Below are 13,774 nucleotides of genomic sequence, written 5' to 3' on the forward strand. Positions count from 1 at the left end.
TTTGTTGATGAATGTAGTGATGGGCATAATACATGGACGTTAGAGACTATTACATTGTTCAAAAGCTAACAGAAAATGCTGAGTTATATGAGCAGTTAGGAACCAAGGAAAAATTTTGGTTTCGAGATTTAAGCTCTCCAGATAGCCAAAGAACACTATTTAAATACTCTAGACCTAATACTGGAGAGCATTGGTCTGAGAAGTGTGCGGAGCAATTATGTGAATTATTAGAAATACCACATGTTAAGTATGATATTGCTATACATGATGATCGTTATGGCGTGGTCTCTCCAAATATTGTTGATAAGAACGAACATTTAGTGATGGGGAATGAGCTGCTAAATAAAGATGATCCTGATGAATATCCTGCACCAGTGGACTTTGCTGATAATAAACAGAGAATTACAAGTCACACCGTTACTAGGGTTTTAGCGTTTCTATACAAGTCTAAGATCCAGCCACCTAAATCTGATTTTGACTTGGATGGCTTGGACGCTGCAGGAGTTTTTTGTGGATATTTAATGTTAGATGCTTTAATCAGTAATCAGGATAGGCATCACGAAAATTGGGCTGTTATAGTTGAGGCTATGAGTGGATCTCCTATATTTAGGTTGTGTCCAACATACGATCATGCAGCAAGTATGGGAAGAGAATTGTTAGATAAAGAGCGTAGAGAAAGATTGACTACTAAAGATAGAAATCGATCGGTTGAGAAATTTGTGCAAAAGGCACAATCACAGTTATATAAATTTAAAACTGATAAAAAACCTATGAAAACACTCGACGCTTTTATTCATGCAGTGCAGAAGTATCCTTTGGCTAAGGTACACTGGTTGTCAAAGTTAGACTTATTAACAGAAGCAAAGATTAAGAGAGTATTCGATCGAATACCACCAGATCTGTTATCAGAAGTTGGTAGGGAGTTTGCCTACAAGGTGGTTATTGAAAATCGAAAAAGGTTATTAAAGTATTATGAGTAAACAAACCGCATTCTTAACTTGGCAAGATCCTGATTCAAGAGATTGGCACGTTATCGGTGTTTTGAACTACGAAAACGATCAATACTCATTTAGATATACGCAAGGATGCAAAAACACAAAAAACTTTGTTCCTTTTAGTGGTATGGATAATTTGACGAAAGAGTATCGGTCTTTTGATTTATTTCCAGTATTCCAGAATCGTTTATTATCATCTAAAAGGCCAGAGTTTCCCAAGTTCATTTCTTGGCTAGGGTTGGATAGTGAAACCGCAAATAGTATGGATTTACTCACTAGGTCTGGTGGGGTAAGGGGAACTGATAACTTACAACTATTTCCCAAGGTCGATTTAGAAAATGATGGTCATTTTGAGCATGTTTTTTTTGTTCATGGAGGGCGATATTTGTCAGAAAGTTCACAAAAGAGAATTCATAATATTAGCTCTGGTGATAATTTGTATCCGTGTCTGGATGTCCAGAATGAGTTCGACAAAAATGCAATTCTCCTCAGAACAAATAACTTACCTGAGGTCTTAGGGTATGTGCCTAGATATTTATCTTTAGAATTGTCTGAAATTTTGAGAGAGCGTCCTGAAACAGTGGTTTTTAGTGTAGATAAAATTTCTAGTGAGGCACCAGAGAGCTATAAGTTGCTTTGTAGAGTTAAGGGAAAAATTCCACCAGAGTCAAAAAATATTTTTATGGCTAGTGATGAGTATTTACCACTAACCAATTAAGGTGATTTGTATTATGACAGTAAAACGCTTTATCGCAGGGGCTGTGTGCCCTCGTTGTAGTGAGATGGATAAAATTCGTGCTTGGCGCGACGATGATGCTGAAAAGCAATATCGTGAGTGCGTTGGTTGTGGTTACACGGATGAGCAATCTACGGTAATACAGGCGCAGCCAACCGAGATTCCTACTCGAGTGAATCAGCCCCATAGCAGTTCTCCAGAAGCGGAAGAAGTGGTGATTAACTTCATCCCAAATCCCGGTTCGACTAAGCACTAAGCTGGGATAGGTTAGATGATAAAAAGCGAATGGTGCTCCCACCATTCGCTTTTTTGTTGCTCAGTTTTCTTGCGATTAAGCGTTTTTAATCTGCATAACCACTGCCGATGGCGCGAAATGGCATATCAAGATCCAGTTCTGGCACTTGCAAGCCAATCCACGCTGGGAAAGTGTTGCTGTTTGGCCCTGGGAACACTGTGTATTCGTTTTTCCAGGGGTAACGTTTTACCGCTTCGTCTATTTTCGGAATCAATGCTTCGGCTTTAGGGCCAATAATCGAAAGCACTTTCTCTGGTTTCGCACCAAACCAATAACGGTCCGGTGTTGTCGTTGTGTATTCAGATAGGGCAGGAAGTCCTCTTTTTACTCGCCAACCGACGACTTCGTGGACAGTGTATTCAGACGCGTTCTTTTCTTTGGTTGCCACCCAAGTATGAACCGCAAACCAGCCTCGCCAACTAAAAGCATCGGCGGCATAAAACTCGATAACGGCTTGTTTTTCTGTTTCTGGTGAGGGTGCGATACCCGCTGGTTCTCGGCTTGCGGTGCGCCAGTTGTCGTTTGAAGAGCAAGCACTTAAGAATAGTGTGATGAATAGAAGTCCTAGATACTTTGGCATGCTGAGTCCTTGGCAATTGGATAGTTTTAGTTCTACTAACATACGCAGGTTTCAGCCGGTTTGGGTCATTCTTTTTGAGCTTGGCAGCACTGTTCCCTATTTTTTGCCAAGTTCAAGAAAGAAGCATAAAAAAACGCCAGCAGGCTGGCGTTTTAGATCTGTTGTTTCAATGAAACAGAAAATTAGTTCATTTCAGTGATGAAATCTTCTTTCGAACGACGGACTTTTTTCAGATCTTTCAACCAGTCGCCTTCGTCTGCGCGGTAGCCCAAAGGAAGCAGAATCACAGAGCGCAGACCGCGTTCTGTTAGACCTAGAATCTCGTCAACTTTTGCAGGATCAAAGCCTTCCATTGGCGTGCTGTCTACGCCTTCTTCAGCAGCGGCAATTAGAGCCGTGCCTAGACCAATGTAAGCCTGACGAGCAGCATGTTGGTAATTCACTTCAGCATCACGAGGAGGGTAAGCACCTAAAATCATTTGACGGTAGTTTTCCCAACCTTCATTTTTAAAGCCACGCTCATCGTTTACTAGGTCGAACATTTTGTTAATGCGTTCTTCTGTGTAGTTATCCCATGCAGCGAAAACCAAAAGATGCGAACCGTCAGTGATTTGCGCTTGGTTCCAAGCATGAGGGACGATGGCTTCACGCAGGGCTTTGTTTTTTACAACAATAACTTCGTAAGGCTGAAGGCCGCTTGATGTCGCTGTTAGGCGGATCGCTTCTAGAATGCGGTCTACTTTTTCTTGCTCAACGACTTTGCTTGAGTCCATTTTCTTTGTGGCATAGCGCCAGTTTAATTTTTCTAACAAATTCGACATGGTTATTCCTAAATAAGGTTTTTGTATTCCCTTAATATTGGTCTTGTAATGATTAAGTTCAAGTCGAACTTTAAGCATAAAGTAAGGAAGTTGAATAATCGGTTAATTCTCCGATTTGGTTGGTATGTTGCAATAATATCGGCAATAACGCCCTAAAATGGTTCATTTTTAAGCGAGGATGAAGTAAGGTGCGGCTTTGAAAATTTCAATGGACCCCCTTCTAATGACATTTGATCAAAAACCTTCGTTGTTTCAGCGTTATCTTCGCGGTAGTTTAGTGTTGCAAATTGCCATCGGTATTGTGTGTGGTATTGTTCTCGCCTATGTCGCACCGAGTATAGCTTTATCGACCAGTTTGCTTGGTGACTTCTTCGTCAAGGCCCTCAAAGCCATTGCGCCAATCTTGGTGTTCATACTGGTGATGGCGTCGATTGCCAATCACAAGCAAAGTCAGCAAAGCCATATTCGCCCAGTGATTCTGCTTTATATTATTGGTACCTTTATCGCTTCATTAACGGCGGTTGTGTTCAGTTTTGCTTTTCCGACCGAGCTAAATTTGGTCTCTCCTGATTTAAGTAAAAGTGCACCACAAGGCATAGGTGAAGTCTTACATACCTTGGTATTTAAGATGGTCGATAACCCTGTAAACGCTTTGGTGCAGGGCAATTATGTAGGTCTTCTGACTTGGGCGATTGGCTTGGGCTTGGGACTACGTCATGCCTCCGATACAACAAAATCCGTTCTTCAGAATTTATCATCCAGCGTGACCGGCATTGTTTCTTTTATTATTCGCTTGGCGCCGTTTGGTATCTTTGGTTTGGTGGCCAGTACGATTGCGGCGACAGGCTTTGATGCCTTGCTTGGCTATTCCCATTTGTTGGCTGTATTGATTGGTGCCATGCTGTTTATTGCGTTAGTGACGAACCCATTATTGGTATTCTGGAAACTTCGTCGTAACCCTTATCCTTTAGTATTTAAGTGTCTAAAAGAAAGTGGCGTAACCGCATTTTTTACCCGCAGCTCTGCTGCGAACATTCCGGTTAACTTGGACCTTTGTAAGCGCTTAGACTTGGACGAAGATACTTATTCCGTGTCTATTCCTTTGGGTGCGACCATTAATATGGCTGGCGCTGCCATCACGATTACGGTGTTAACTTTGGCAGCCGTAAATACCTTAGGTATTACCTTGGACTTTGGTACCGCGTTATTGCTTAGTGTGATTGCGGCTGTCTCTGCGTGTGGTGCTTCTGGTGTGGCGGGTGGTTCGCTGTTGCTGATTCCGTTGGCGTGTAGCTTATTTAATATTTCCAACGAAGTTGCCATGCAGGTTGTGGCGGTTGGTTTTATTATTGGCGTTTTACAGGATTCTGCTGAAACGGCATTAAATAGCTCGACGGATGCGTTATTTACAGCGGCGGCTTGTCTTTCTAATGATAAGAACTAGATTGCCATAATGTGATTATCGCTCTGCGATGACAAAAAAGGGAAGCAAAGTGCTTCCCTTTTTGGTTTCTATAATGTGCTGGTTTAGGCTGTTTTAAAGCTTAAATTGGGTAACCAGTTTATCAAGTTGTACAGACAGTTTTTGCAAGTTGGTACTTGATGCTGTCAGTTCATCGGCGATTTCCGACGTTTCTGTTGTTAGCTGATTAATCTCTTCAACGTTTTTGCTCATGTCGTTTACCACGAGAGATTGCTCTTCTGTCGCAGTGGCAACTTGAATGTTCATGTCACTGATCTGGCCAATGTGCGCTGTAATTTGCTCCAGCGATGTATTGGCTTCATTCGCCTGACCAACTACTTCGGTGCTTTGATCTTGTCCAGATTGGATGGTCGCAACGGTTTTGGCCGACTGTTCTTGGAGCTTGTCGATCATTTTTTGGATTTCGTCAGTCGATGCAGCAGAGCGGCTGGCAAGGTTACGTACTTCATCGGCAACGACGGCGAAGCCTCGACCTTGTTCACCAGCCCGAGCCGCTTCTATCGCGGCGTTCAAAGCCAATAAGTTCGTTTGTTCAGAGATACTACGAATGGTGTCTAGAATGCTACCAATCGAATCAGTCTGCGTTGCTAAAGAATCAATGTCGGCACTGATGTGTTGTATTTCAGTAGATAGCGCCGTTACTCCTTGGCGAGCGCGTGCGACTAAGCCAGCGCCTTGATGAGCTTGCTTATCCGCTTCTTGGGCAGCCTTGGCCGCTTGAGACGCGTTTTCAGCGATGTTTTCAACGGTCGCGCCCATTTCATGAATGGCGGTGGCGATTTGAGTGGTACGGTCGCGCTCATTTAAACAGTTGGTGTGCGTTGCTTTGGCTTTCGATGCGACGTCGTTTGCAGTATGGGCAAGCTGACGGGAGTTTTCAGCAACGTTTTCAATAGCCGTGCGGACTTTAGTGATAAACTGATTAAAATGTTGGGCGATATCGCTAAGTTCGTCTTTGCCATCTAGAGACATCACAGAGCCAAGGTCCAGTTTGTCACTCGCGCTTGAAATATGTTGCTGTAGATAAGACACGCGGCTGTTAAGACGACGTAAGATCAACCAAGCCAAGAGAATAGAAGCCAATAAGGCAACCACGATTAAGCTGATCATGTTGTTGCGGCTTTTTTCATAATTTAGCTGGCTTTGGGCATAGCTTTGCTGGCCTTGCTCAAGCAGTTCGTCTAGGAGCACATTGACAGCTTTACGCATAACGCCATAGCTGTTTGCGTATTTTGTTTTGTATATTTCTTGCGCGGTCGGCAAGTCATTATTTTCAATGGCGGCCAGCATAGGCGTTAGTTCGTCACGTTTAACTTTAGCAAACACGTCTATGAGTTTTTGTACTTCAGCACGCATTTTAGGATTAACTTGGGAATTTAATGCTTCCTTGAGCGCCATATCCATTTCTGGGATATCTTCGGTACGGGTTTCTTTAACGCGAGTGAGAGCGCCTTTTTGATCTTGCATGGCTGGAATTTCTTGCAGCAAGATAATATCGATACCAACACGCATACGAGGTATACGTGATGCCACTTCTGCCAGAGATCGCAGTGGTGCGCTTGTATTTTCGGCTAATTGTTTAGTTTGCTCTTGTCCACTAGAAAGGCCGCGTAAGCCAGCCCAACTAACAAGTAAGAGCACAAGGCAAGGCAGTGCTATTACGGAAATAAATTGAGCTTTTAGAGACATTTTGTTGAATATCACGATGTATTACCCACAGTAAGTTATATTTATTACGCCATTGCTGTGAAACTCAAAGTCCATTTATGTTTTACAGAGCAAGATATGCTTGGTCGATTAGTTGAGAAAATGCACGAGAGTATAAGAAAACCGTCTTTAATCAGTAATTTTTGAGCTCCTCGTGTAAGGGGGTTCTTATATTACCCCTAAAAAATGACACATTTAAGTAATATTTGATGTTTTATTAATCAGTTTAAGAGGTGTGTATTGAGTAATGCATTTCGATCGCTATCAAACCTGAATTATAGGCTTTGGTTTGGTGGCGCAGTTATTTCGAATATCGGTACTTGGCTGCAGCGAACGGCGCAAGACTGGATCGTCATTGCCGAACTATCAGATAAGAATGCCTCAGCCGTAGGGCTGGTGGTATTTTTACAATTTGCACCGCAGATTTTACTCTTGCCCGTGACGGGGTGGACTGCAGATAGGATGGATCGTAGAAAGCTGCTGTTTATTACTCAGTGTTTGATGGCAGCACTGGCATTAATTCTTGGCATATTGGTATTGAGTGGTCATGTTGAGCTATGGCAAGTGTGTGCTTGTGCGTTTGCATTAGGTTGCGTTGCCGCCTTTGACGCGCCTGCTCGTCATGCTTTTGTGTCGGACCTTGTGAGTGAAGACGAGCTATCAAACGCCGTTGGCCTGAATTCCGTGTCCTTCAACTCTGCACGTCTTGTAGGTCCAGCTATTGCAGGCATACTGATCGCCCTAATCGGGACGGGTTGGGTGTTTATGATCAACGTGTTGTCTTTTATTCCTTTGTTAATGGCTTTGCATCTTTTCAAGAGTCGCTTGCCAAAAGTGGAGGTGGATAACAGTAAAAAGACGCCAGATGTGGCCAAGTTTCTGGATGGTTTTCGGTACATTTGGCTGCATCGTGAGATGGCCGTCATACTGGTCATGTCATTTTTAATTTGCAGTTTAGGTATGAATTTTTCGGTTTATCTTTCGGCGATGACAGTGCATGTGTTTCAAGGCCATGCAGATCAATATGGCTTCTTAATTTCTATGATGGCGATCGGTTCGATTAGTGGCGCTTTAGTCACTGCTAGCCGCCGCTCCTCACCGACATTTCGTTTTATGATCTATGTCGCTGCTATGTTTGCGGTGAGTTGCTTCTTGGTCGCGATTAGCACGTCATTCTGGGCGTTCGCTGTGTTGCTTATTTTGCTCGGTCTTAGTTTGCAGCTGTTTACCACATCGACGGCTTCTTATATGCAGGTGGCAACGGAGAAGCGCTATCGAGGCCGAGTGATGGCTGTGGTTCTGGCAACCGCAATGGGCAGCACCGCGTTGGGTGCACCTTTGGTTGGCTGGGTTGCAGACTTCTTTGGCGCGAGATGGGCCATTGGCGTGGGCAGCTTTTCGGGTCTGCTCGCTGCCAGCTTGGGCTTCTGGTTTTTGCGCCAACAGGTAAACACAAAGCGATAGGATTCACTATAATTTAGGGTGAGTAACTCAATTGGCGTGTGCTTGGCACTTGTGTCTAACTACAGTAGTCTTGAATTGATGTAATTTGTACCAGTCTAACAATATCGATGGAGAAGTGTATGTCGCAGCATCTTGTATTGAGTTTTATTGGCGAAGACCGCCCAGGCCTTGTTGAGCGTCTGTCCGACACCATCGCGCGTTATAATGGCAATTGGCTAGAAAGCCGCATGGCGCATTTGGCAGATAAATTTGCCGGTATTTTGACTGTCTCTGTGCCTTTGGATCAGCAAGAAGCCCTAGTGAGTGCTTTGCGTGATTTTGAAAAATTGGGTCTGCATGTCACCGTTGAAATAGCGAAACAAAGTGCAGGATCTGGCTCTACCTTGTCTTTATCCGTGGTAGGGAATGATCGTCCGGGGATTGTTAAAGAAGTGTCTCAAGTGCTGCATTCCTTGATGGTTAACGTTAAAGAGCTCACCACTACGTGCGAACCCGCGCCGATGAGCTCTGATATGTTATTTAAAACCGACATGGTGTTGGCTGTGCCGAAAGATCTACCTTTGTCAGAATTGGAAGCGGCATTAGAAAAAATTAGTAGCGATTTAATCGTCGAGCTTTCTGTTAATCAGTTTGCCTAGTCCGATAAATTAGGTTTTTGTCCGCTCATAGTTGGGGTTAGAGCGATTCTAGGTTGTCTAAACACCACTGTGCTCTTTCTAAGACGGCGTGCTTTTGTGCGTCGTCTTGCTTGTCCCAGTTGCCGTAAATCATACCGATGCGATGATTCTTAGCAAGGCGGTCTCGATGCTTGACCATAAAGCGCCAATATAAGCTGTTAAGAGGACATGACTCTGCGCTGGTTTTCTCTTTTACCTTGTAGTGGCAATTCCCGCAGTAGTCACTCATTTTCTGCATATAACTGCCGCTTGCCGCATAGGGCTTAGAAGCAATCCAACCGCCATCAGCGAATTGACTCATACCACGCGTGTTGGGCAATTCCACCCATTCTAGGGCGTCCACGTAAATCCCCAGATACCATTCGTCGACTTGCTGCGGCCGAATTTCGGTTAATAGGCAAAAGTTGCCTGTCACCATCAAGCGTTGAATATGATGGGCGTAAGCATAATCGAGAGATTGCCCTATGGCGTTAGCAAGACACTTCATTTTTGTCTGCCCGTTCCAGAAAAAACTGGGCAGAGCTCGCTCGGCGTTTAAGGCATTTTGTTGTTGATAATCTGGCATATTGATCCAATACATGCCGCGCACATATTCGCGCCAGCCGAGAATTTGCCGCACGAAGCCTTCTATTTGGGCGATGTCGATATTGTCGTTTTCTCGATAAGCCGAAATGGCGGCTTTTATGACGTGCTTTGGGCTGATCAATTTCGCGTTAAGCGCAAAAGACAAACGTGAATGGTACAAGCTCCAACTATGGGGTGTTTGGCTTGTCATGGCGTCTTGAAAGCGGCCAAAATTCGGCAGCAAGTGCTCGCAGAAAAAGGCGAGCAAATTCAGCGCGTCTTGGCTGGTAACAGGCCAAAGTAAATTGGATTCTGCTTTGCCAAGAAAAGGAATCTCGTGACGCTGAATGCGCTCAAGTAAATGTGCCACATCATGCTGAAAACATAAGGGCGCTGGAATGTCGTCCAGATCTTTTGCTTTGAGTTTATTGCGATTGGCCACGTCGTAGTTCCATTGGCCGCCTTCAGGCTCTCTTTCGTCCGCCATTAAGATATTAAAACGTTGGCGCATCTTGCGATAAAAATGCTCCATACGAACGGTACTTTTTGCCTGAAAAAAGTTAGGAATTTCGTTGAATGGTAATAAGAAATGCTCGCTATCAACCATGTTAAATGTTGGCTTTGAATCGCTTGTGATTAACTGGTGATATTGTTGAAGCACGCGATATTCGTCGGGGCGCTGCAGCTCTATACGATCAATATTATGTTGTTTAGTGAGGCTTAAAATGACTTCTTCTAGGCTCTGATTTTGCGTGTCATCCAAAGTGAGATAACACACGTCATGGCCGTTTTCTTTTAAGGCACTAGCAAAGCGTTCCATGGCGAGGAAAAACGCGCAAAGCTTTTGAATATGATGTGTGACATAGGTAGCTTCTGGGTGCAGTTCAGCGATCAAATACAGCACACCTTGATCTTGTTGTTTGAACCAAGAATGTGTCGAATTAAGTTGATCACCAAGAATAACGCGCAGTGTGTGGAATGGTTTCATGAGGATGTCCTTACTTTCGGTTGTCTGGATTTTGCCCGACTATTCGAACGTACATGCGTCGCTAAAATGCGTTGTTTTTCCTGCTGAACATTGGGGTTCTCGCGGTATCCCCAAAGGCGATCTCGGGCCTCTTTTGCGGCCTCTTTGAGACTAACAATGGGCGCTGGATAGTTTTCTCCAAGGCTGAATTGATACAAGGCTTCCTCCATCGGTGACATTTCCCAAGGAGAGTGTATCAATGGTACAGGGACTTCAGCCAATTCCGGCACCCAACGGCGAATAAACTCGCCATCTGGATCTTGGTCTTGAGCCTGCTTTACGGGGTTATAAATCCGAATGGCATTTGAGCCTGTGACACCAGCTTGCATTTGAAATTGTGGGTAGTGAATCCCCGGCTCAAAATCGAGGAATAGCCTGGCTAGGTGATGCACGCCTAGGCGCCAATCAATGCTTAAGTGATGACATAGAAAGCTTACCAGCATGGCGCGCATACGAAAGTTAATGTAACCGGTGTGATGCAAAGCTCTCATGCACGCATCAACCATCGGATAACCCGTTTGTCCTTGTTGCCAAGCAATTAAGTCTGCCTCGACTTGATCATCTTGCCGATAAGGGAAGTGGGCGTAAGCTCGGTTAACAGGTTCAAACTCCATGCGGCATTCACTTTCAAATTTTTGCATAAAGTGGCAGTGCCAATGCAATCGAGAGCTGAGTGCAATAAGGGTTCGTTTCCAGCCAGCGGTTTTCCAACGCGATAGCAGGTCTTGATAGACTTCTCGGAGACTGATATTCCCCCAAGCGAGATAAGGAGACAGTCTTGTACAGGCTGATCGGCTGCTAAGAGGACTGGAAATAGATCGATAATAGTCTTTGCCGCGCCCTTCATAGAAGCTGTCTAAGGTTTTCCAAGCCAGCGTAGGGCCGCCCGTTTGCATGCCTTTTTGTGGTGTTTGCCATGAGGCTGGAACCGAAAGGGGTGGCGAGTCTATCTGATACCAAGTGGTTGCTTTAAGGTCGATGTCAGCCAAGGGGGCGCGCATGACATGTTGCCAATCCTCATCCCAATTTTTTCTGTTATCAAGTGGTCGTATTACCGCGCCTGTTGGTGACTCATGCCACGATATGTCTTGTCGCTGACACCAAGATTTGATCTCAATATCACGCTGGAAAGTGAGGCCTATGCCAATTTCTTCACTACTGAATAATTCATCGAATTGCGTGGCGTCATGAAGCGCTTCAAGTGCAGGCAGGGCTTCTTGCCAAACTATGTGTATATGCCCACCATGCTCGGTGAGTTGGCGATTCATATCCTCTAAAGACTGCCAAACAAAGCGCCAGTGGCGCTCGCTGTAATGTGGATCAGCGATCAGGCTGGGTTCAAAGATATACAACAGGATAATCGGTCTGTTGTTCGCCATGGCCGATGCAAGAGGTAGATGATCGCTAAGGCGTAAATCTCGCTTAAGCCAAACTACCGCTGGTTTTATGGCAATATTGCTTGTCATCTGGTGGTCGCTCATTTGGCCGGATAAATGGGCCAGTCGGCCGCATCGACCGAGTCCAGTTGCGTATCAAAAATTTGGCCTTGCCATTTATGAATAAAGAGCTGATTTGGGTCGTATTGTTCGGTTTGCTTTTGCAAATTAAAGTGGCGGCCACCTCTTGGGTCTGCTCCGACGCCCGCGATGTATTGCCAATTGCCCCAGTTTGAGCCAACACTGTAATCGATCAATTGTTCTTCAAAGTACGCCGCGCCATAACGCCAGTCGATGCCTAATTCATAGATCAAACAACTGGCGGTAATTTGGCGACCTCTATTGCTCATAAAGCCTGTCTCACTGAGCTGTTTCATACAGGCGTTAACCAAAGGGTAAGGCGTGTTGCCTTGGCTCCATTTGCGAAAACGTTCCGCATAATAACTGCCTTGAGTGTGTTTTCCCGTGATGCCGCTGGGTAAGAAAAGGCGTTTGCCGTAACGAGTCGCGTACCAATGAAAATACTCGCGCCAGAGGAGCTCGAAATAGATCCAGTAGGTTGATTCATTTGCGCCATGATCTCGTTCGTAGACCTCGATGCTGGCTTTGACTTGTCTGGCTGACAGACTGCCCTGTGCAAGCCAAGGGGAAAATTTAGTGGAGTTCTCCCAACCGTCTAATTCATTACGTGTTTCTTTATAGCTGTCTGGTAGATCAGTGGAAAAATAATCGCTTAGCTGATCTATTGCGGCTTGTTCACCACCCGTAAATGCTTTGTTGTCATCAATGACTTTGATTTGCCAAGGTCGAATGCGTTGCAGATCGAACTTCGGAACGGGTGGCAGTTTTTGCAAGGCTGGCAGGGGCGTGAACGTATCTAAGTTCTCTACTAAACGCCGGAATTTGGAAAAAGAATCGGGCAATTCTGCCGTATCAAATGGCAGCTGAGAGGGCGTGAATAAGCTCAAACCATGATCCAGATGAATGCGAACATCAGGAAAGTTATTGGCGATACGCTTGAGTGTTTGCCGTTCATCCCAACCAGGGTGATGATTACGATAAATGTGTGAGATTGGCACTTCGTTGAGCAGCAAGCTTAAGCTGGTGGCCGCATCCATAGAACTAACGAATAGCGTCTGCCCTAAGGCTTGTAGCTGCATGGCTAAGTCTTGCAGACCTTGGTCTAAAAATCGGCGGCGGTTGGCAGACATGCCTTGTGTTGCATAGCGACTAGGGCGGTTATTATGAGGTTCATCGCAATACAGACAGACAAGATAATCGACCTCCTGAGTTGCTCGCCAAAGCATGTTCTGATCTGCGCAGCGCAAATCATCTCCGAACCAAACCACACCCAATTTCATCACATAACCCTATTTATTTGTTTTAACTAACTTTAGTACGTATTGAAGAGAGTATTGGTTTAATTAAGATGCAAATCGATTCTGTGTCGATTGCATAGGAGGATTTTGTTGTACAACTGAAAGTTTTTACTGAATTTTTTGCGGCTAGACAAAAACCATAATGAAAATAGGGTTATAATGCGCGAAATTTTCCTGTTTACGTTAGAAGGTAGTGATAATTATGAGTCTTCCAAATTGCCCAAAATGCGATTCCGCCTACGTGTATGAAGATCAAGCTATGTTGATTTGCCCAGAGTGCGCGCACGAGTGGAATCCGAACGAAGTTGTCGTTGACGAAGATGCACTCATTATCAAAGACATGGGCGGTAACTTATTGCAAGAAGGCGATAAAGTGACCCTAGCGAAAGATCTTAAAGTCAAAGGCTCTTCTCAAGTGCTAAAAATCGGCACTAAAGCGACTATTAAGCGCCTTGTAGATGGCGACCACGACATCGATTGCAAATTAGATGGCGGCGGTGAAATGATGCTGAAATCTCAGTTTGTGAAGAAGTCTTCTGTTTAAGGCTGATTGATCTGTTATAAATGATCAGAAACATAATACGAAAAGCAGAGAAGAGGGTCGTCTTTT

The 13,774-nt window shown here is 44.6% G+C and carries 13 protein-coding genes; 7 read left to right on the forward strand and 6 right to left on the reverse strand.

The window, feature by feature from the left end:
- The first annotated feature begins 32 nt into the window (after positions 1-32).
- The 3 genes from C1X04_RS18590 to C1X04_RS01080 are packed head-to-tail and all read left to right on the forward strand — an operon-like array spanning position 33 to position 1,987.
- Positions 33-980, forward strand: a complete 948-nt coding sequence (locus C1X04_RS18590) for a hypothetical protein (RefSeq protein WP_137168947.1) — start codon at positions 33-35, stop codon at positions 978-980.
- Positions 973-1,713, forward strand: coding sequence for an HIRAN domain-containing protein (locus C1X04_RS01075; protein ID WP_137168948.1), 741 nt, complete (start codon positions 973-975; stop codon positions 1,711-1,713). The genes C1X04_RS18590 and C1X04_RS01075 overlap by 8 nt, the downstream gene beginning before the upstream one ends.
- A 13-nt stretch (positions 1,714-1,726) precedes the next feature.
- Positions 1,727-1,987 carry a YheV family putative zinc ribbon protein gene (locus C1X04_RS01080; protein ID WP_110574577.1) on the forward strand — a complete coding sequence of 87 codons (261 nt, stop codon included), beginning with the start codon at positions 1,727-1,729 and terminating at the stop codon, positions 1,985-1,987.
- A gap of 85 nt (positions 1,988-2,072) precedes the next feature.
- Here the strand turns inward: C1X04_RS01080 and C1X04_RS01085 are convergent, their stop codons facing one another.
- Both C1X04_RS01085 and C1X04_RS01090 read right to left on the reverse strand, forming a co-directional pair.
- The gene (locus tag C1X04_RS01085; protein WP_110574579.1) at positions 2,073-2,606 is read right to left on the reverse strand and encodes a DUF3750 domain-containing protein; all 534 of its coding nucleotides are present in this window, start codon (positions 2,604-2,606) and stop codon (positions 2,073-2,075) included.
- Between the two features lie 182 nt (positions 2,607-2,788).
- Entirely contained in the window at positions 2,789-3,427 is a 639-nt protein-coding gene (locus C1X04_RS01090) for an NAD(P)H-dependent oxidoreductase (protein ID WP_110574581.1), read from the reverse strand.
- A gap of 223 nt (positions 3,428-3,650) precedes the next feature.
- Between C1X04_RS01090 and sstT the strand changes: the two genes are divergently transcribed.
- Positions 3,651-4,871 (forward strand): serine/threonine transporter SstT, encoded by a 1,221-nt coding sequence (gene sstT, locus C1X04_RS01095; protein WP_254682303.1) that lies wholly within the window; start codon positions 3,651-3,653, stop codon positions 4,869-4,871.
- 93 nt (positions 4,872-4,964) lie between these two features.
- Here the strand turns inward: sstT and C1X04_RS01100 are convergent, their stop codons facing one another.
- The gene (locus C1X04_RS01100) at positions 4,965-6,599 is read right to left on the reverse strand and encodes a methyl-accepting chemotaxis protein (RefSeq protein ID WP_175404871.1); all 1,635 of its coding nucleotides are present in this window, start codon (positions 6,597-6,599) and stop codon (positions 4,965-4,967) included.
- Positions 6,600-6,857: 258 nt separating this feature from the next.
- Between C1X04_RS01100 and C1X04_RS01105 the strand changes: the two genes are divergently transcribed.
- Both C1X04_RS01105 and C1X04_RS01110 read left to right on the forward strand, forming a co-directional pair.
- The gene (locus C1X04_RS01105) at positions 6,858-8,081 is read left to right on the forward strand and encodes an MFS transporter (RefSeq protein WP_110574585.1); all 1,224 of its coding nucleotides are present in this window, start codon (positions 6,858-6,860) and stop codon (positions 8,079-8,081) included.
- Positions 8,082-8,200: 119 nt separating this feature from the next.
- Positions 8,201-8,719: a glycine cleavage system protein R gene (locus C1X04_RS01110; protein WP_137168949.1), complete on the forward strand. Its 519-nt coding sequence runs from the start codon at positions 8,201-8,203 to the stop codon at positions 8,717-8,719.
- A 37-nt stretch (positions 8,720-8,756) separates the two neighbouring features.
- Here the strand turns inward: C1X04_RS01110 and C1X04_RS01115 are convergent, their stop codons facing one another.
- Genes C1X04_RS01115 through C1X04_RS01125 form a run of 3 tightly spaced genes read right to left on the reverse strand, consistent with a single transcriptional unit; the run spans position 8,757 to position 13,146 of the window.
- Positions 8,757-10,310 (reverse strand): cryptochrome/photolyase family protein, encoded by a 1,554-nt coding sequence (locus tag C1X04_RS01115; RefSeq protein ID WP_137168950.1) that lies wholly within the window; start codon positions 10,308-10,310, stop codon positions 8,757-8,759.
- Positions 10,307-11,815: a cryptochrome/deoxyribodipyrimidine photo-lyase family protein gene (locus tag C1X04_RS01120; RefSeq protein WP_137168951.1), complete on the reverse strand. Its 1,509-nt coding sequence runs from the start codon at positions 11,813-11,815 to the stop codon at positions 10,307-10,309. Before C1X04_RS01120 ends, C1X04_RS01115 begins: the two co-directional genes overlap by 4 nt.
- 11 nt (positions 11,816-11,826) lie before the next feature.
- Positions 11,827-13,146, reverse strand: coding sequence for a DASH family cryptochrome (locus tag C1X04_RS01125; protein WP_137168952.1), 1,320 nt, complete (start codon positions 13,144-13,146; stop codon positions 11,827-11,829).
- Positions 13,147-13,366: 220 nt separating this feature from the next.
- Here C1X04_RS01125 and C1X04_RS01130 point away from each other — a divergent pair, with 220 nt between their 5' ends.
- Entirely contained in the window at positions 13,367-13,708 is a 342-nt protein-coding gene (locus C1X04_RS01130) for a zinc ribbon domain-containing protein YjdM (RefSeq protein ID WP_110574595.1), read from the forward strand.
- Positions 13,709-13,774: the final 66 nt, after the last annotated feature.

It is taken from the genome of Marinomonas sp. FW-1, from assembly GCF_005222245.1.
Classification (GTDB): domain Bacteria; phylum Pseudomonadota; class Gammaproteobacteria; order Pseudomonadales; family Marinomonadaceae; genus Marinomonas; species Marinomonas alcarazii.

Coding starts and splice junctions, on each gene's coding strand:
- C1X04_RS18590 (WP_137168947.1), top strand. CDS start 33: ATGGACGTTAGAGACTATTACATTGTTCAAAAGCTAACAGAAAATGCT.
- C1X04_RS01075 (WP_137168948.1), top strand. CDS start 973: ATGAGTAAACAAACCGCATTCTTAACTTGGCAAGATCCTGATTCAAGA.
- C1X04_RS01080 (WP_110574577.1), top strand. CDS start 1,727: ATGACAGTAAAACGCTTTATCGCAGGGGCTGTGTGCCCTCGTTGTAGT.
- C1X04_RS01085 (WP_110574579.1), bottom strand. CDS start 2,606: ATGCCAAAGTATCTAGGACTTCTATTCATCACACTATTCTTAAGTGCT.
- C1X04_RS01090 (WP_110574581.1), bottom strand. CDS start 3,427: ATGTCGAATTTGTTAGAAAAATTAAACTGGCGCTATGCCACAAAGAAA.
- sstT (WP_254682303.1), top strand. CDS start 3,651: ATGACATTTGATCAAAAACCTTCGTTGTTTCAGCGTTATCTTCGCGGT.
- C1X04_RS01100 (WP_175404871.1), bottom strand. CDS start 6,599: ATGTCTCTAAAAGCTCAATTTATTTCCGTAATAGCACTGCCTTGCCTT.
- C1X04_RS01110 (WP_137168949.1), top strand. CDS start 8,201: ATGTCGCAGCATCTTGTATTGAGTTTTATTGGCGAAGACCGCCCAGGC.
- C1X04_RS01115 (WP_137168950.1), bottom strand. CDS start 10,310: ATGAAACCATTCCACACACTGCGCGTTATTCTTGGTGATCAACTTAAT.
- C1X04_RS01120 (WP_137168951.1), bottom strand. CDS start 11,815: ATGACAAGCAATATTGCCATAAAACCAGCGGTAGTTTGGCTTAAGCGA.
- C1X04_RS01125 (WP_137168952.1), bottom strand. CDS start 13,146: ATGAAATTGGGTGTGGTTTGGTTCGGAGATGATTTGCGCTGCGCAGAT.
- C1X04_RS01130 (WP_110574595.1), top strand. CDS start 13,367: ATGAGTCTTCCAAATTGCCCAAAATGCGATTCCGCCTACGTGTATGAA.